Here is an 18,361-nt window from a genome sequence, read left to right on the forward strand (position 1 = left end):
CGTTTATGTTCTTTTTCGTACAGAAGGGTGCATCGTGACGACACAGAGTCCCGAGCCGACGGCCCCTCAGAACCGTGCGGCTGGAGCGCGCCTGACGGCCGGACAGGCCCCTTCGCTGACCCCCGCTCAGGCCTTCGACGCGCTGTACGCCTTCTGCGCTCCCGCCCTCGTGCGCCAGACCTATCTGCTCACCGGGCGCCGGGAGCTGGCCCGCGAATCCGTGGAGCGGGCCTTCCAGCTGGCCTGGCAGCGCTGGCCCGAGGTGGCCCGGGACCGTGACCCGGCCGGCTGGGTACGGGCGGTCGCGTACGACTGCGCGCTCTCCCCCTGGCACCGCTTCCGCCCCCGCTACCGCTCACCGGAACCCCCGCCCGCCGATCCGGCCGACCAAGCCCTGCTGAACGCCCTGCTCCGGCTGCCGGCGACGTACCGGCGCACGCTCGTGCTGTACGACGGTGTGGGCCTCGACCTCCCGGAGACCGCGGCGGAGACGGAGGCGAGCACACCGGCCGCCGCGAACCGGCTGGTCCACGCCCGGGAGGCGGTGGCCGCACTGTTGCCGGAACTGGCCGATCCGGAAAAGCTGCACCGTCGCATGCTCGAACTGGCCACCAGGGAGCGGCTGCGCGCGGAGCAGTCGACGACGGTACGCACCGGCTCCGAACGGCGGAACGTCTTCTGGACCCGCGCGGCCATCGCCTTCACCGTGACGATCATCGGCGCGACCACGCTCACGCTCCGCACCGCGCCGACGCGCTACGAGGCCCCCGTCGCACCCGCCCAGGCGGTGCAGGGCGTCCCCCCGCCTGCCGGGCTGGGCCCGCTCTCCCGGCAGGAGCAGCAACTGCGCACGAAGCTCCACCGGTCGGAGGCGAGTGGACCGGAGAGACTGGCGCCGGAGCCGAAGTGAGCGGTGACGCTCCGGCAAACGCCGGCAGGCCCGCCCCCGGACGGGGGAACGGGCCTGCCGGTCTGCGAGGGGAAACTCAGGCGCTCAGGATCTCCCGGGCCAGCTTCGCCGTCTCGGTCGGGGTCTTGCCGACCTTGACGCCCGCGGCCTCCAGGGCCTCCTTCTTCGCCTGGGCGGTACCGGACGAACCGGAGACGATGGCGCCGGCGTGGCCCATGGTCTTGCCCTCGGGCGCGGTGAAGCCCGCGACGTAGCCGACGACCGGCTTGGTCACGTTCTCCTTGATGAACGCGGCCGCGCGCTCCTCGGCGTCGCCGCCGATCTCACCGATCATCACGATCAGGTCGGTGTCGGGGTCGTCCTGGAACGCGGCCAGGGCGTCGATGTGCGTGGTGCCGATGATCGGGTCGCCACCGATGCCGACGGCGGTGGAGAAGCCGATGTCCCGCAGCTCGTACATCATCTGGTACGTCAGCGTGCCGGACTTCGACACCAGGCCGATGCGGCCCGGCTTGGTGATGTCGCCCGGGATGATGCCGACGTTCGACTGACCCGGGGTGATGATGCCGGGGCAGTTCGGGCCGATGATGCGGGTCTTGTTGCCCTTCTTGCCGGCGTACGCCCAGAAGGCGGCCGTGTCGTGCACGGCGATGCCCTCGGTGATCACGACGGCCAGCGGGATCTCGGCGTCGATGGCCTCGACGACCGCGTCCTTGGTGAACTTCTCCGGCACGAAGATGACGGAGACGTCGGCGCCGGTCTTCTCGATGGCCTCCTTGACGGTGCCGAAGACGGGTACCTCGGTGCCGTCGAAGTCCACGGTCTGACCCGCCTTGCGCGGGTTCACGCCGCCCACGACGTTCGTGCCGTCACCGAGCATGAGCTTGGTGTGCTTCATGCCGGTGGCGCCGGTCATGCCCTGGACGATGACCTTGCTGTCCTTGTTGAGCCAGATAGCCATGGTGGTTTGAGTCCTCGTCCTCGTGCTTACTTGGCGGCGGCCAGCTCGGCGGCCTTGTCGGCCGCGCCGTCCATGGTGTCGACGCGCTGCACCAGCGGGTGGTTGGCGTCCGTGAGGATCTTCCGGCCCAGCTCGGCGTTGTTGCCGTCGAGGCGGACGACGAGCGGCTTCTCGACCTTCTCGCCGCGGTCCTCCAGGAGCTTCAGGGCCTGCACGATGCCGTTGGCGACCTCGTCGCAGGCGGTGATGCCACCGAAGACGTTCACGAAGACGGACTTGACGTCCGGGTCGCCCAGGATGATCTCCAGGCCGTTCGCCATCACCTGGGCGGAGGCGCCACCGCCGATGTCCAGGAAGTTGGCGGGCTTGACGCCACCGTGCTTCTCACCGGCGTACGCGACGACGTCCAGGGTGCTCATGACGAGACCGGCGCCGTTGCCGATGATGCCGACCTCGCCGTCGAGCTTGACGTAGTTGAGGTTCTTCTCCTTGGCGGCGGCCTCGAGCGGGTTGGCCGCGGCCTTGTCGTGGAGCGCCTCGTACTCGGGGTGACGGAACTCGGCGTTGTCGTCGAGCGACACCTTGCCGTCGAGCGCGAGGACCTCGCCGGAGGCGACCTTCGCGAGCGGGTTGACCTCGACGAGGAGGGCGTCCGACTTGATGAAGGTGTCCCACAGCTTGACCAGGACGTTGACGACCTTGTCCGCGACCTCGGCCGGGAACTTGGCGGCCTCGACGATCTCGCGGGCCTTGGCCTCGTCCACACCGTCGATCGGGTCGATCGGGGTCTTGGCGACGGCCTCCGGGCGGGTGGCCGCCACCTCCTCGATCTCCATGCCGCCCTCGACGGAGGCGATGGACAGGAAGGTGCGGTTGGCACGGTCGAGGAGGAAGGAGACGTAGTACTCCTCGACGATCTCCGGAGCGGTCTCGGCGATCATGACCTTGTGGACCGTGTGGCCCTTGATGTCCATGCCGAGGATGTCCGTCGCACGGGCGACGGCCTCGTCCGGGGAGGCGGCCAGCTTGACGCCGCCGGCCTTGCCGCGACCACCGACCTTCACCTGCGCCTTGACGACGGACTTGCCGCCGAGCCGCTCGGTGATCTCGCGCGCCGCCTCAGGCGTGTCGATGACTTCACCGGCCAGCACCGGTACATCGTGCTTGGCGAAGAGGTCCCTCGCCTGGTACTCGAACAGGTCCACGCGCTTCCGTCCCTATCAGTGATCTCGCGGTTCGTTGGATGCGTGGGCGTGCCGCGAAGGGCAACGTGACGTCCGCTGTCACTAGGGAAGCGCACACGGTGTCCGAGCGCGCGGCATGTCCGTCTCGCAGGTTATCGCTGCTTGCGGGGGCCCTCTAAATCGCGGGTCACACCTGAGCGGTGATACCTGTCACATGATGCCGGTTTACCTGGCACAGAGTGCCGCCTCCGGGTGCGGTACGGGCGTTCCGCGAGGCCTCACCGGGCTGGGGTTGACCCGGTGAGACCCCCTGGCGGCCCCGGGGCGACCCGGGGCCGGGGCGCTTGATCCCCACCCCAATGGGGACCACGCACCCCCGTCCGCGGGGCTCCGCCCGGACGAGCCGACGGCTTTCGACCACCCGGGCCGGCCACCCCGCGGAGCTGTGCGCGCCACCCACTCCGCATACCGGGTGCCCCTTCCGGCCCGGTGTCACGCCGCCCGGTGTCACGCCGTCTCCGGTATCGGCAAGGGCCGCTTCTCCAGCGCGGCGGCCATCACCTCGGGGAACAGGTCGGGCGTGCAGGCGAAGGCCGGTGCGCCGAGCGCGGCGAGCGCCGCCGCGTGGTCGCGGTCGTACGCGGGCGCCCCCTCGTCCGACAGCGCGAGCAGCGCCACGAACTGCGTCCCCGACGCCTTCATCGCCGCGACCCGCTTGAGCATCTCCTGGCGGATGCCGCCCTCGAAGAGATCGCTGATCAGCACGACGACGGTCTCGGCCGGCCGGGTGATCTGCGCCTGGCAGTAGGCGAGCGCCCGGTTGATGTCGGTACCGCCGCCGAGCTGCGTGCCGAAGAGGACGTCGACGGGGTCGTCCAGCTGGTCGGTGAGGTCGACGACCGCCGTGTCGAAGACGACCAGCCGGGTGCTGATCGACCGCATCGACGCGAGGACCGCGCCGAACACCGACGCGTACACCACGGACGACGCCATCGACCCGGACTGGTCGATGCAGAGCACGACCTCCTTCTTCACCGACCGCGCGGCCCGCCCGTAGCCGACCAGCCGCTCCGGCACGACCGTGCGGTACTCGGGCAGATAGTGCTTCAGGTTGGCCGCGACGGTGCGGTTCCAGTCGATGTCGTGGTGGCGCGGGCGGGTGACGCGGGCACTGCGGTCCAGGGCGCCGGTGAGGGTGGCCCGGGTACGGGTGGCGAGCCGCTTCTCCAGGTCCTCCACCACCTTGCGCACGACCGCGCGGGCCGTCTCCCGGGTCGTCTCCGGCATCGCCTTGTGCAGCGAGAGCAGCGTGCCGACCAGGTGCACGTCCGCCTCCACCGCCTCCAGCATCTCCGGCTCCAGCAGCAGGGAGGCGAGGCCCAGGCGGTCGATGGCGTCGCGCTGCATCACCTGGACGACGGAGGACGGGAAGTAACGGCGGACATCCCCTAGCCAGCGCGCCACGGACGGCGCCGAGGCACCGAGCCCCGCCGACCGGTCCCGGCCCGCCTGCGGCTTGTCGCCCCTGCCGTAGAGGGCGGCCAGCGTGCCGTCCATCGCCGCGTCCCGCCCGGACAGCGCGTACCCGGTGCCGTCGGCCTGCTCCCCGCCGAGCACGAGCCGCCACCGCCGCAGCCGCTCCCGCGAGGGGTCGCCCGCGCCCTCGTTCCCCGACGTCACAGCACTGCCTGTCATGTCCGTCATGTGCCCACCCCCGTGAGGCAGTCGTCGTGCGTGGAACCGGGTGCAGTGGTGCGTAGCGCCTCGCGGGCCGCGCCGGGTGGAGGCGTGTGCGCCGGGGCGGGCACCGTGTCGAGGTGCGCGTCCAGGCCGAGCAGCAGCCGCAGTACCGGGAGGACGGCGTCGGCACGTCCGGTGTCCGGTTCGGCGGCGAAGCCGGGGAGACCGGCTCCCTGGGCGCCCGTCCCGCCGGTCCGGCCCGCGGGACCGCGCCGGACCAGTTCGCCGAGGGTTCTGCGCACGCCCGGCTCGTACGCCGCGAAGGTGCGCCGCAGCAGCGGCAGCACGTCCGTGAAGGCGTCCGCCGGAACCCCCGTCAGCCAGGTGTCCAGCAGGGCGAGCAACCGCTCGTCGTGCACGAGCAGCAGGCCGCCACCGCCGGCGAAGCCCTCGACCCAGGCGGCGGCCACGGCGGGAGGGGTGCCCGGCGACAGCGCGAGCCCCATCAGCCGGGCCGCCTCCCCGGACGCCAGCGCCCCGTCGTCCAGCAACAGCCGCACCGCCCGGCCCCGGATGACCCCGGGCACGGTGTCCCGCAGGGACAGCACCCGCAACACGGCCCGCCAGCGCCCCCGCAGCCCGCCGCCCCCGGCTCCGCCGACCACGCCCGCGGCCGCACCGGCGCCTCCGGCACGGTCAGCGGCGGCATCACCCTCCGTCACCGCAGCCGCACCGGCGTCAACCCCGCCCACGCCCGCGGACGCGTGGGCGCCGTCACCAGCCGTCCCCGCGGGCACACCGGTGCCCTCGCCTGTCCCGCTCGCGGCCGTCCCCGCGAGCACATCGGCGCCCCCGTCGGCCTCCCCCGGGGGCGCCCCGGTCAGGCTCTCCGAAAGGAGTCCCACCGCCGTGTGCACGGCGTCCACATGGCCGCGCATCTCCTCCGCCGCGTCCGTGTCGAGTGCGACGCAGGCCGGGGGCAGGCCGACGAAGACGCGTTCGGCGAGGCCCGCCGCGACCTCGGCCAGCGCGCCGGTGTCGGTGCCGCGCACGTCGCCGTAGCGCAACGAGCGGACCAGGGCGGGCAGGGCCTGGGCGAGGTGGCCGACGTCGGTGTCCAGGGCCGCCCGGTCGGCGAGCACCCGCATGACCACGGGCAGCGCGTCGGGCAGTCCCGCCAGCAGGCACTGTTCGGCGAGCGCGGTCACGTCGGCGAGCGCTCGCGCCCCCGTCGCGTCCGCCTCCGCCCTGGCCCGCGCCGCCGCGTGGACGGTCGTCCCCCACACGCCCGCCTCGGCGACCCGTACCGACAGCTCGGGTTCCCACCGCAGCCGCCAGGTCTCCCGGAACGTGCCCGTGCTCCCCCGGGACCGGACCGGTTCGCCCCAGCCCACGCCGAGCAGCCGCAGCCGGTGCAGCAGCCTGCTGCGGCCGGCGTCGGTGTCCCCGCGCAGGTCCAGCTCCAGCTCGCGCTCCAGCGCCTCGGGCTTCAGCCGCAGCGACCGCTGCTGCCGGGCCAGGTCGCGCTGCAACGGCACCGCGGGCGCCGACTCCGGGACCTCGCCCAGGACGTCCCCGACCACCAGCCGGTCGTGCACCAGCGCCAGCGGCACGTCCGAGCCGTCGCACAGCACCGCCCGCACCGCGTCGGTGGTCTCGCCCAGACCGGGCAGCGGACGGCCCCGCAGCGCGGCCAGGGTCTCCGCGAGCCGTACGGCCTCGATGACGTGCGCGGAGGACACGATCCGGTCCTCCTCGCGCAGCAGCCGGGCCACCTTCGTCAGCCACCGCTCGACCGGCCGGTCGGGCGCGTGGAACAGGTGGCCGTACCAGCCGGGCGAGTCGATGCCGGCGCCGTAACCGCCGGACCGGGCCAGCCTGCGGTGCGTCCACGGCACCCAGGTCAGGTCGGCCCTGGTCCTGGGCAGACCCTTGAGCAGCGCCCGGTCGGCGGTGACGGTGGTCCGCTCGCGCAGCGCGGGCACGTGCCAGGCCCCGCAGACCACGGCCACCGCGTCCCCGAACTCCTTGCGCGCGTCCCGCAGCCTGAGCCGCATGTGTGCCTCGCGGACGAGGTCCCGCGGGCGCCCGCCCGCGCCGTACCGCTCGCGCAGCGCTCCCATGGCCTCCGCCACCGCCGCGAACGGCGCGAAGGGGTCGCGGGCGCCCGGCCCCCGGTGCTCGACGACGTCCTCCCACCAGCGCTCGGGGTCGTCGTACCCGGCCGCCTCGGCGAGCACGGCGAGCGGATCGACGCGGACCTGGTCACCGTGACCGGGACGGGGAGCGGGATCGGGTCCGGGCTCTTCGGTGCCGTCGCCGGACTCGTCCGCTTCCTTCTGCCATGCCAGCGTGTGCGTGGCGGGCAGGTCGATGAAACGGGCCGGGACGCCCTCGTCGAGGGCCCACCGCAGCGCCACCCACTCGGGGCTGAACTCGGCGAACGGCCAGAAGGCCGAGCATCCGGGCTCGTCCACGGCGTGGGCGAGCAGGGCGACCGGGGGCCGCAGGCCCGGGTCGGCGGCCAGCGGGATCAGCGCGTCGGCCTCGGGCGGCCCCTCGATCAGCACGGCGGCCGGCCGCGCGGCTTGCAGCGCGGCCCGCACCGCGCGCGCGGATCCGGGGCCGTGGTGGCGCACCCCGAGCAGCAGCGGCCCGCCGGCGTACGCCGTGCTCCCGCCGGTGCCGGTCATGCGCTCACTTCCCGGCAGGCGCGGTAGAAGTCGGTCCAGCCCTCGCGCTCGCGCACGACCGTCTCCAGGTACTCCTGCCAGACGACCCGGTCGGCCGCCGGGTCGCGGACGACGGCGCCGAGGATGCCCGCGGCGACGTCTCCCGCCCGCAGCACGCCGTCGCCGAAGTGGGTGGCGAGCGCCAGGCCGTTCGTGACGACGGAGATGGCCTCCGCCGTGGACAGCGTGCCGCTGGGCGACTTCAGCTTCGTGCGGCCGTCGGCGGTGACGCCGTCGCGCAGCTCGCGGAAGACGGTGACGACCCGGCGGATCTCCTCGATGCCGTCGGGCGCGGCCGGCAGGTCGAGGGAGCGGCCGAGCTGCTCGACCCGGCGGGTGACGATGTCGACCTCGGCGTCGGCGCTCTCCGGCAGCGGCAGCACCACGGTGTTGAAGCGGCGGCGCAGGGCGCTGGAGAGGTCGTTGACCCCGCGGTCGCGGTCGTTGGCGGTGGCGATGAGGTTGAAGCCGCGGACCGCCTGGACCTCTTCGCCCAGTTCGGGGATGGGCAGGGTCTTCTCGGACAGGATCGTGATCAGCGTGTCCTGCACGTCGGCCGGGATGCGGGTCAGCTCCTCCACCCGGGCGGTCATGCCCTCGGCCATGGCGCGCATGACGGGGCTGGGCACGAGCGCGTCGCGGCTCGGACCGTGCGCGAGGAGCTGCGCGTAGTTCCAGCCGTACCGGATCGCCTCCTCCGGGGTGCCGGCCGTGCCCTGCACCAGCAGCGTGGAGTCACCGCTCACGGCGGCTGCCAGGTGTTCCGACACCCAGGTCTTGGCGGTGCCGGGCACGCCGAGCAGGAGCAGGGCGCGGTCGGTGGCGAGCGTGGTGACGGCGACCTCCACGATGCGGCGCGGGCCCACGTACTTGGGTGTGATCACCGTGCCGTCCGGCAGCGTGCCGCCGAGCAGGTACGTCGCCACCGCCCACGGCGACAGCTTCCAGCGGGCCGGGCGCGGGCGGTCGTCCTGGGCGGCGAGCGCGGCGAGTTCGGCCGCGAAGGCGTGCTCGGCGTGCGGTCGCAACGCCTGCGCGGTCTCGTCGCGGTCGGGTGCGGCGGTCGTCGGTTCCACGGACACAGACATGGCTGAGGCCCCCTCCAGCTCGGCCGGTTCGGATCTGGCATCCACCGTGCACCACGCCACTGACAATCGCTCTGACCAGCGGATACGTGCTCGTCGGACCGATTGTCAGTGGCGGGACCTACCGTCGGTGACATGACTGAGCAGGGGGTGCGCTGGACCGCGGACCAGGTGCTGGCACTGGCGCCTGACGCCGCGTCACGCAAGGCCGGGAGCAAACTCGCCGTGGCCGGGCCGTGGTCCGGGACGGGGAGCGGAGAGGGGGCGGTGTGGGGGCTGTGCAAGGGCAGCGGCAGCAGGCCGTACCAGACGGTGGTGGACCTGGCCGACGCGGCCGGGCCGGCGTACACGTGCGGTTGCCCGAGCCGTAAGTTCCCGTGCAAGCACGCGCTCGGACTGCTTCTGCTGTGGGCGGGTGACGACGGCGCGGTGCCGGCCGCCGCGCGCCCGCCGGAGTGGGCCGGGCAGTGGCTCGCGGGCCGGCGCGGACGTGCCGGGACCGGACGGGCGCGGGCCGGGGCGGGTCCGGCCGCCGGGCCCGCCGATCCGGAGGCGGCCCGGCGGCGGGCCGAACGCCGGGCCGAGCGGGTCACGGCGGGCGCGAGCGAACTGGAGCAGCGCCTGGCCGACCTGCTGCGCGGCGGCCTGGCCGCGGCCGAACACGCGGGGTACGGCCTGTGGGACGAGACGGCGGCCCGCATGGTCGACGCGCAGGCACCGGGACTGGCCGCGCGCGTCCGGGAACTGGGGGCGATCCCGGCGTCCGGCCCGGGCTGGCCGGCGCGGCTGCTGGAGGAGTGCGCGCTGCTGCATCTGCTCGACCAGGGCTGGCTGCACCGCGACCGGCTGCCGGACGGCCTCGCGGCCACGGTCCGCTCCCGGCTCGGCCTGCCCGCCACGCCGGACGGTCCGCCGGTGCGCGACCGCTGGCTGGTCCTCGCCCAGTACGACACCGTGGACCCGAAACTGACGACGCGCCGGATATGGCTGCACGGCGCGGAGTCCGGCGGCACCCGGCTGCTGCTGTCCTACGGCGCGGCGGGCCGGGCGCCGGAGCTGTCGCTGCCGGTGGGCCTCGCCCTGGAGGCGGAGCTGACGGCGTACCCGGGCTCCGGCCGGTCCCGGGCCGCTCTGGGCGAGCGGTTCGCCCCGCCGGCCCCGGCCGCGTTCCGGCCGCCGGGCGTGTCGACGGCCGAGGCGGCGTCCCGGTACGGCGAGGCACTGCGCGACGACCCGTGGCTGGACGCGGTCCCCGTGACCCTGGACCGGGTGACGCCGGTCCCGGACGGCGACGGATGGCAACTGGCCGACGCCGACACGGACACGGCCCTGCCGGTGACCCGGGCCGCCCGCTCCCGGCCCGGACTGTGGCGGCTGGTCGCCCTGTCCGGCGGCGCCCCCGTCAGGGTCTTCGGCGAGTGCGGCCACCGTGGCTTCACCCCGCTCACGGCGTGGGCGGAGGGAGAGGGGGAGGCGGTGCCGCTGTGCTGACCCCGGCGGGCGAACGCGGAACGGAAGAAGACGAAAGGGAAGAGGGAGGGGAAAGGAACGTGATGAACGGGACACCGCCCGGCGGCGGGGCACGGGCCGACGGGGACGCGGGCGATCCTGCGGGCTCCCGGGGGAGTTCGGCGACCGCCGGGCACCCCCCGGCCGACTCCTCCGCGAACCCCTCACAGGCTCCGGCGGCCCGGGAGCCGGACCCGGAGCCCTCCTGGGAGGACCTCGTCACCACCGCGCTCCTCGGTACCGACCGGCGTGCCCCGGCGCACGTCGTACCGGGTCGTCCGGCACCGGTGGCACTGCTCGACGCGGCGGCCGTGGCGACCGTACGGCGGCGTGCCGGACTGCGGCCCGCGCGGGCGGCGCGGCGGCCCGGTCCGGCGCCCGCCGATCCACGCCCCGCCCTGCCCGCACCGGCGGCCCGCAGACTCGCCACCCTGATGGCCGACCGGTCCGGTGGCGCGGCCGGCGGCCGGCGGGGCAGTTCCCCGGACCTCATGGAGCTGCTCCCCCAGTGGCTCGCGGCGGCCAACGCGCACGGGTACGCCGCGCCCCCGCAGCTGCTGCCCGCGCTGCTGGACGCGGCCCGGGGCCGCACGGACCTGCGTCCGGCGGCGCTGGCCTTCGCCGGCCCGCGCGCGCTGTGGCTGGCCCGGCTGAACCCGGACTGGCGGTTCGCCCTGCGCGCGGCCCCCGGCGGCGGCGCCGCGCTGCCCGATCCGGCGGACGCCGAGGCGGTACGCCGGTTGTGGCAGGAGGGGCTGTTCGCGGAGCGGGCGGCACTGCTGGGCGCCCTGCGCGTCCGCACGCCCGCGCTGGGCCGCGACCTGCTGGCGTCGACGTGGACGGCGGAGCGTGCGGAGGACCGGCTGATGTTCCTCGACTCGCTGCGTACGGGCCTTTCGGACGCGGACGAGCCGTTCCTGGAGCAGGCGTTGGGCGACCGCAGCCGCAATGTCCGGGCGACGGCGGCGGACCTGCTGTCGGCGCTGCCGGGCTCGGCGCTCGCCGCGCGGATGGCCGTACGGGCCTCGGCGTGCGTGGCCCTGGACCGTACGGGGAACGTGCCGACGATCGCGGTGGAGGCGCCGCTCGAATGCGACGCGGCCATGGAACGGGACGGTGTCGTGGCCGCACCGCCCGCGGGACGGGGGGAACGGTCGTGGTGGCTGGGCCAGTTGGTGGAGGCCGCCCCGCTCGGCACGTGGTCGGGGCGGCTGGGCGGGCGCACGCCTCAGGAGATCGTGGCGCTGCCGGTGGCGGACGGCTGGCAGGGTGAGCTGCACGCGGCCTGGTGCCGGGCGGCCGTCCGGCAGCGGGACGCCGGGTGGTCGAGGGCGCTCCTCGGCTCGCCCTCGGCACCCGAGGCGGGTGGGCCGGGCGCGGTGTCCCTGGCGGAGCGGGCGAAGCTGCTGGCCGCGCTGGATCCGGAGGAACGGGCCGTGTGGGTCGCCGGGTTCATCGCCACGCACGGCTTGTCGGAGGCGTTCCAGCTGCTCGGGGTGTGCGCCGTGCCCTGGGCTCCCCCGCTGGGCCAGGCGGTCGTGGACGCCCTGAACATCGCCCGGGACGCGGGCAGTTACCCGTGGAGCTTCAGCGGGGTGATGGGACTGGCGGAGCGCTGCCTGGACCCGGCGGAGGCGGTCCGGCTGGAGGCGCTGCTGGCGGTGCCCGACGAGCGGGAGGACGCCGCACCGGGGTCCGGCGGGTACTGGGCGGAGGCCTTCCAGCGCTTGGTCACGACCCTGCGGCTGCGGGCGGCGATGGCCCGGGAACTGTCCCCGCCCGCCCCGGCCACGCCACCACCGGAGACACTTTCGCCACCACGGGAGGCAGCCGCGTGACCCCCGAAGAAACCACCCAGCCACCGGCGGCGACCGCGCGACGGCCGAAGAGAGCCGGCTACCGTGCGTAGGCAGCCGCGGAACCGCCGCGCACGGCCTCGGAGAGCAGCCTGGTGACGGGCTGGCCGGGGGGAGCCGCACGGCGGCCGGAACGAGCCGTCCACCGCCCGCAAGAAACCGCAGAACGGCCCGGCGCACCCTCCGAACCCCTTCGCAACCCGCCTAGCGCCGGGCTCACGAGGGACAGCCGCGCAACGGCCAAGAGCAGCGCAGAACGGCCCGGAGCAGCCGCGGAACCGCCGCGCACGGCCTCGGAGAGCAGCCTCATGACGGACTGGACGGGGAACAGCCGCATGACGGCAGGAGACAGCCGTCCACCGCCCGCAAGCAGCCGAAGAACCACCCGGCGCAGCCTCGGAACCCGTTCGGGGCTCGCCTAGCGCCCGGCTTCACGAGGGACAGCCGCGCAACGGCCGAGAGCAGCGCGGAACCGCCCGGAGCAGCCGCGTAACGGTCCGCGGTCCGGACAGCCGCCTCCCCGACGGGGGCAGACCAGCCGCGCACCCCCGGAAACAACCGCGGCGCGCGGAAACAGCCGCCGAACCGCCGGAGGCAGCCGCTCAGCCGCCCGACGCCGCCGGCTGGCGGACGTTCTCGCGGACCCACTCCACGATCGACGCGGTCGTCGCCCCGGGGGTGAAGATCTCCGCGACGCCCTTCTCCTTCAGCGGCGGGATGTCCTCGTCGGGGATGATGCCGCCGCCGAAGACGAGGATGTCCTCGGCCTCCCGCTCCTTGAGCAGGTCGATGACCGCCGCGAACAGCGTGTTGTGGGCGCCCGAGAGGATGGACAGGCCGATCGCGTCGGCGTCCTCCTGGATCGCGGTGTCGACGATCTGCTCCGGTGTCTGGTGGAGCCCGGTGTAGATGACCTCCATACCGGCGTCGCGCAGGGCCCGCGCGATGACCTTGGCCCCACGATCGTGGCCGTCGAGCCCCGGCTTGGCGACCACCACGCGGATCGGACCGGCTGCCACACCCATCACTGCCTCCATCAAGCGACCACGGAAGCGATCGCTTCCGTCCGTATCGACAAGTACCGCACTTTTGGCGCGTTCCGCCACCGTCGCGAAGTGAACGAACGTTATCTCCAGCATCCCGCAGGCGGCAGTTTTACGGTGCGCGGCGAGGGGGAAATCACATGGTGGGACATGAGGGCACACGGGGGTCGAGCCGTCCCCCGGCGTGCCGACAGGAGGTGCCCATGAAGGTCACCGGGGTTTTGCCGCTCTTCCTCCCGCTCTGCCGCCGTATGTGGCCCGGCAGACTGGCCGGACTGTCCATGACGCTGCTGCGGGCGACGGCCTTGGAGGCGGCGATCCTGGCGGGTCACCTCCTGCTGTATCCGACCGGCCTGATCCAGGAGCGGTGCTCCGGCGCCCTGCCCGCCACGGACGGCACCGCGCGGCTGCCGGTCCGCCCCGCGCCACCGGTGGTCCTGCTGCACGGCTTCATCGACAACCGTTCGGTGTTCGTCCTGCTCCGCCGCACCCTCGCCCAGCACGGCAGGCACCGGGTGGTATCACTCAACTACTCGCCGCTGACCTGCGACATCCGCATCGCGGCCGAGCTGCTCGGACGGCACATCGAGGAGATCTGCGAGCGCACCGGCAGTGCCCGGGTCGACATCGTCGGGCACAGCCTCGGGGGTCTGATAGCGCGCTACTACACCCAGTGCCTGGGCGGTGACCTGCGGGTACGCACGCTGGTCACCCTCGGCACCCCGCACTCGGGGACCAGGGTCGCGCCGCTGGCGGACGCCCACCCGATCGTGCGGCAGATGCGGCCGGGTTCCGCGGTCATCGAGGAGCTGGCCCGGCCCGCCCCCGGCTGCCGGACCCGCTTCGTGAGCTTCTGGAGCGACCTGGACTCGCTGATGGACCCGCTGGAGACGGCCTGCCTGGAGCACCCGGACCTGGACGCGCAGAACGTCCGGGTGACCGGTATCGGCCACCTCGCCCTGCCGGTGCACCCCGCCGTGGCGGCGGGGATACGCGAGGCCCTGGACGCCCCCGACCCCGGGGACCGGGCCGCCGACGGCCTGACGGTGGCCTGAGCCCGGCCCCGGCCCCGGCCCCGGTCGCGGCCGGGGCGTGGAGCCCGCGCACAGCCGGCGCATCACCGACACACAGCCCGTACTTCGCCACTCGACCTCGAACGTTCTTCGAACACAAAGCCAAGGTCGGGTCCTGGAGCCCCGAAACACAGCCGAATGCCCGTTTCCGGCCCACCCGAAACAGGCCGAAGATTGTCGCGCCCAGGTACCGCCGGGTACAGTCGCCGCACTGCTCTGGCAGCCCCTGTTGTCGAGGCGAAAGAGAAGTTGGTGAACGACCGTCACCCGTCGGGGACCATGACCACCCCGGCCCCGGCTTCCGACGCCTCCACCGCGCACTACGCGCCGTACGGGGCACAGGAAGCTCCCTACGACGACCTCACCACGTACGGCGGTTACGACGCCACCCATTTCGCCGGTGACCCCGGGAACGCCACGGCCTTCCACACCGACCCGCTCTTCGGCAGCCTGCCGGGCAGCGAGCAGGCCACCGGCGCGTACGACACCACGCACTGGCAGACCGGCACCGCCCAGACCCCGGCCTACGACCCGTACGCCGCGCAGCACTACGCCGCCTATGACTCCGGTGTCCACGACAGCACCGCCTGGGCCATCCCCGGGCAGCCCACCGGGAACGACGTCAGCGGCCAGTGGGACGCCGGCGCCTGGTCGCAGCCGGACTCGTCCGGCGGCGCCGACCCCACCCAGCAGTGGGAGTGGGGCACCCAGAGCTTCGACACGGGCGCATACGACGCCACACAGTGGAACTCCGCGGGGCAGAGCGTGCCGGCGCAGTCCGAGCCGGGCGGCGAACCGTTCGATCAGCAGGCCACCGCCACCTTCGAGGCGGTCGGCGACCCGCAGGCGGCCGCGGCCTTCGAGCAGATGCCGTACGAGGACACCGACTTCGACGAACAGCCCACCGCCGACGGCGAGCCGGACTCCACCGGCGAACTGCCCGCCGTGACCGGCCTGCTGGACGGCCAGGAAGAGGCCGCCCCGGCACCGGCGACCCGCGCGGGCTCGCGCGGCGGGGCGCGCTCCCGGCGCCGCACGCCCGCCAAGCGCTCCGCGCTGCTGACCGTCGCCGTGCCGTCGGCCTGTGTGATGGGGGTGGCCGGGATCGCCGCCGCCTCGGTCGGCGCGCTGACCGACGACTCCAAGGACACCGCCACCACCGCCTCGGACGCCCAGCCGGTCAAGCCGTCCGTCGCCAACAGCAAACTGGACAGCCAGCTCAAGACGCTCTCCGCGGGCGCCGACGACTTCGCCGACCGGGCGAGCCGTACCCAGGAGCGGATCGACCTCAAGGCGCAGCAGGAGCTGGAGAAGAAGAAGGCTGCCGCGGAGGCCGCGCTCAAGGAGCGGCTGCGCCCCAAGTTCGCGCTGCCGGTCGCGCAGCACGGACTCAGCGCCTACTTCGGCCAGGCGGGCATCAACTGGATGTCGGTGCACACCGGTATCGACTTCCCGGTCTCCTACGGCACGACGGTCATGGCCGCCACCGACGGCACCGTCACCACCAAGTGGAACAGCGCCTACGGCAACATGCTGATCGTGACGGCGAAGGACGGCACGGAGACCTGGTACTGCCACCTCTCCAGCTACAGCGTCGCCTCCGGTACGAGCGTCAAGGCCGGCCAGCCGGTCGGCCACTCCGGCAACTCCGGCAACTCCACCGGTCCGCACCTGCATTTCGAGGTGCGGCCGGCGGGCGGGCCGGCCATAGACCCACTGCCGTGGCTGCGCAGCCACGGGCTGGATCCCACCTAGACACCAGGGCCCCGCTCCTCAGCGGGGCCCTTCCGGCTTTCTCGGCCTTCTACAGTTTCTCCACCGGCGCGTACCGCAGCAGCAGCCGCTTCGGCTTGTCGTCGCCGAAGTCGATCGTCGCCTCCGCGTTCGAGCCCGTCCCCTTCACGGCGACGACCGTGCCGAGCCCGAACTGGTCGTGCGTGACCCGGTCCCCCACCGCCAGCGCGACCACCGGCTTCTCCGACGTGCGCCGCGTGGCGAACCCGGACGCGCCCGACGCCGAGGAGCGTGAACGGGTCGAGGACAGCGAGGCGGCGATCCCGGACGCCGGCCCGGAGCCCACGGGCGCCGCCGCGCCGGTCCGCTTCCACTCCACGTGGGCGGGCGGGATCTCCTCCAGGAAACGGGAGGGCGGGTTGTACGACGGCTGGCCCCAGGCGCTGCGCATCGCCGACCGCGTGAGGTAGAGCCGCTCCCGTGCGCGCGTGATGCCGACGTACGCCAGGCGCCGCTCCTCCTCCAGCTCCTTGGTCTCGCCGAGGGCGCGCATGTGCGGGAAGACGCCGTCCTCCATGCCGGTCAGGAACACGACCGGGAACTCCAGGCCCTTGGCGGTGTGCAGGGTCATCAGCGTGATGACGCCGTCGCCGTCCTCCTCGTCCGGGATCTGGTCGGAGTCGGCGACCAGGGCGACCTGCTCCAGGAACTCGGCCAGGGTTGCCTGCTCCCCCTCGCCCCGCTCCTGCTCGAACTCCAGGGCCACGGCCGCGAGTTCCTGGAGGTTCTCGATCCGGGTCTCGTCCTGCGGATCGGTGGAGGCCTGCAACTCGGCCAGGTAGCCGGTGCGTTCCAGGACGGCCTCCAGCACGGTGGCCGGTCCGGCGCCGGACTCGACGATCGTCCGCAGGTCCTCCATCAGCGTGTTGAACCGCTTGACCGCGTTGGTGGAGCGCGCGGCCATGCCGTACGCCTCGTCCACGCGCTTCAGGGCCTGCGGGAAGCTGATCTTCTCGCGCTGGGCGAGGGCGTCGACCATCGCCTCCGCGCGCTCGCCGATGCCCCGCTTGGGCACGTTGAGGATGCGGCGCAGCGGCACCGCGTCCTCGGGGTTGGCGAGGACCCGCAGGTAGGCGAGGACGTCCCGGACCTCCTTGCGCTCGTAGAAGCGGACTCCGCCGACGACCTTGTAGGGCAGGCCGACGCGGATGAAGATCTCTTCGAAGACACGGGACTGGGCGTTGGTGCGGTAGAAGACGGCGACGTCTCCCGCGCGCGCGTGGCCCGCGTCGACCAGGCGGTCTATCTCCTCGGCCACGAACTGGGCCTCGTCGTGCTCGGTGTCGGCGACGTAGCCGACGATCCGGGCACCCTGACCGGCGTTGGTCCACAGGTTCTTCGGGCGGCGGGACTCGTTGCGCTCGATGACCGCGTTGGCGGCGGACAGGATGGTCTGCGTGGAGCGGTAGTTCTGCTCCAGCAGGATCGTCGTCGCGTCCGGGTAGTCCTCCTCGAACTGGAGGATGTTGCGGATCGTCGCACCCCGGAAGGCGTAGATCGACTGGTCCGCGTCGCCCACGACGCAGAGTTCGGCGGGCGGGACGTCGTGCTCGCCGGGCGGGGTGTCCTCGTCGTGTTCCCCGGTGCCGACGAGCTCCCGGACGAGCGCGTACTGGGCGTGGTTGGTGTCCTGGTACTCGTCCACCAGGACGTGCCGGAAGCGGCGGCGGTAGTGCTCGGCGACGTCGGGGAAGGCGCGCAGCAGGTTGACCGTCGTCATGATCAGGTCGTCGAAGTCCAGCGCGTTCGCCTCGCGCAGCCGCGACTGGTACAGGGCGTAGGCCTGCGCCAGGGTCTTCTCGAAGCCGTCGGTGGCCTGGGCGGCGAAGTCCTCCTCGTCGATCAGCTCGTTCTTCAGGTTGCTGATCTTGGCGCTGAACGACTTCGGCGGGAAGCGCTTGGGGTCGAGCTCCAGATCGCGGCAGACCAGGGCCATCAGACGCTTGCTGTCGGCGGCGTCGTAGATCGAGAACGACGAGGTGAAGCCGAGCTTCTTGCTCTCGCGCCGCAGGATGCGCACGCAGGCGCTGTGGAAGGTCATCACCCACATCGCGTTCGCACGCGGGCCGACGAGCTGCTCGACGCGCTCCTTCATCTCCCCCGCGGCCTTGTTGGTGAAGGTGATCGCGAGGATCTGGCCCGGGTGGACGTTCCGCTCGGCGAGCAGGTAGGCGATGCGGTGGGTCAGCACGCGGGTCTTGCCCGAGCCGGCGCCGGCGACGATGAGCAGCGGGGAGCCGGCGTGCACGACCGCGGCGCGCTGGTTCTCGTTCAGCCCCTCCAGCAGCGCCGCCGCGTCGAGAACGGGGCGCGGGGCGCCGTCGCGGTAGTAGCCGCCTCCGCTCTCGGCTCCGCTCGAGTCGGGGGAGACCCATCGGTCCGGCGGCATGTCGAACTTCCCGCCGAACAGATCGTCCGGAAGCGGCTCCGGAGCGTGATCGTCCTCGGGCGGCGGCGGAGGTTCCTCCTCGCGCCCACGGGGGGGCTGGAGGTTCGCCAGGAAGCTGTCGTCAAAGAGGCTGCTCATCGCTCTA

The 18,361-nt window shown here is 73.3% G+C and carries 12 protein-coding genes; 5 read left to right on the plus strand and 7 right to left on the minus strand.

Annotated elements, in window-relative coordinates; translation table 11 throughout:
* The first annotated feature begins 34 nt into the window (after positions 1-34).
* Complete coding sequence (locus tag AB0946_RS07235; RefSeq protein WP_366759600.1) at positions 35-910, plus strand: sigma factor-like helix-turn-helix DNA-binding protein; 876 nt, start codon at positions 35-37, stop codon at positions 908-910.
* 76 nt (positions 911-986) lie between these two features.
* Here the strand turns inward: AB0946_RS07235 and sucD are convergent, their stop codons facing one another.
* The 5 genes from sucD to AB0946_RS07260 all read right to left on the minus strand — a co-directional run bounded on the left by sucD (position 987) and on the right by AB0946_RS07260 (position 8,555).
* Entirely contained in the window at positions 987-1,871 is an 885-nt protein-coding gene (sucD, locus tag AB0946_RS07240) for a succinate--CoA ligase subunit alpha (protein WP_171153555.1), read from the minus strand.
* A 26-nt stretch (positions 1,872-1,897) separates the two neighbouring features.
* Positions 1,898-3,076 carry an ADP-forming succinate--CoA ligase subunit beta gene (gene sucC, locus AB0946_RS07245; protein WP_171153557.1) on the minus strand — a complete coding sequence of 393 codons (1,179 nt, stop codon included), beginning with the start codon at positions 3,074-3,076 and terminating at the stop codon, positions 1,898-1,900.
* Positions 3,077-3,562: 486 nt separating this feature from the next.
* Entirely contained in the window at positions 3,563-4,750 is a 1,188-nt protein-coding gene (locus tag AB0946_RS07250; protein ID WP_366759825.1) for a VWA domain-containing protein, read from the minus strand.
* A 5-nt stretch (positions 4,751-4,755) separates the two neighbouring features.
* The gene (locus AB0946_RS07255; RefSeq protein WP_366759601.1) at positions 4,756-7,428 is read right to left on the minus strand and encodes a DUF5682 family protein; all 2,673 of its coding nucleotides are present in this window, start codon (positions 7,426-7,428) and stop codon (positions 4,756-4,758) included.
* The gene (locus AB0946_RS07260) at positions 7,425-8,555 is read right to left on the minus strand and encodes an AAA family ATPase (protein ID WP_366759602.1); all 1,131 of its coding nucleotides are present in this window, start codon (positions 8,553-8,555) and stop codon (positions 7,425-7,427) included. The genes AB0946_RS07255 and AB0946_RS07260 overlap by 4 nt, the downstream gene beginning before the upstream one ends.
* A 132-nt stretch (positions 8,556-8,687) precedes the next feature.
* Here AB0946_RS07260 and AB0946_RS07265 point away from each other — a divergent pair, with 132 nt between their 5' ends.
* Both AB0946_RS07265 and AB0946_RS07270 read left to right on the plus strand, forming a co-directional pair.
* Complete coding sequence (locus AB0946_RS07265; RefSeq protein WP_366759603.1) at positions 8,688-10,043, plus strand: SWIM zinc finger family protein; 1,356 nt, start codon at positions 8,688-8,690, stop codon at positions 10,041-10,043.
* A gap of 59 nt (positions 10,044-10,102) precedes the next feature.
* Entirely contained in the window at positions 10,103-11,899 is a 1,797-nt protein-coding gene (locus tag AB0946_RS07270) for a DUF5691 domain-containing protein (protein ID WP_366759604.1), read from the plus strand.
* Positions 11,900-12,519: 620 nt separating this feature from the next.
* On the opposite strand, the gene AB0946_RS07275 is transcribed toward AB0946_RS07270, so the two are convergent.
* Complete coding sequence (locus tag AB0946_RS07275) at positions 12,520-12,942, minus strand: cobalamin B12-binding domain-containing protein (RefSeq protein WP_171153566.1); 423 nt, start codon at positions 12,940-12,942, stop codon at positions 12,520-12,522.
* Positions 12,943-13,163: 221 nt separating this feature from the next.
* Between AB0946_RS07275 and AB0946_RS07280 the strand changes: the two genes are divergently transcribed.
* Both AB0946_RS07280 and AB0946_RS07285 read left to right on the plus strand, forming a co-directional pair.
* Complete coding sequence (locus AB0946_RS07280; protein WP_366759605.1) at positions 13,164-14,015, plus strand: alpha/beta fold hydrolase; 852 nt, start codon at positions 13,164-13,166, stop codon at positions 14,013-14,015.
* Positions 14,016-14,285: 270 nt separating this feature from the next.
* The gene (locus tag AB0946_RS07285; protein ID WP_366759606.1) at positions 14,286-15,788 is read left to right on the plus strand and encodes a M23 family metallopeptidase; all 1,503 of its coding nucleotides are present in this window, start codon (positions 14,286-14,288) and stop codon (positions 15,786-15,788) included.
* Positions 15,789-15,837: 49 nt separating this feature from the next.
* On the opposite strand, the gene pcrA is transcribed toward AB0946_RS07285, so the two are convergent.
* Positions 15,838-18,354 (minus strand): DNA helicase PcrA, encoded by a 2,517-nt coding sequence (gene pcrA / locus AB0946_RS07290; RefSeq protein WP_366759607.1) that lies wholly within the window; start codon positions 18,352-18,354, stop codon positions 15,838-15,840.
* Between the last annotated feature and the right edge of the window lie 7 nt (positions 18,355-18,361).

It is taken from the genome of Streptomyces sp. NPDC046870, assembly GCF_040704595.1.
Taxonomy (GTDB): Bacteria; Actinomycetota; Actinomycetes; order Streptomycetales; family Streptomycetaceae; genus Streptomyces; species Streptomyces argyrophylli.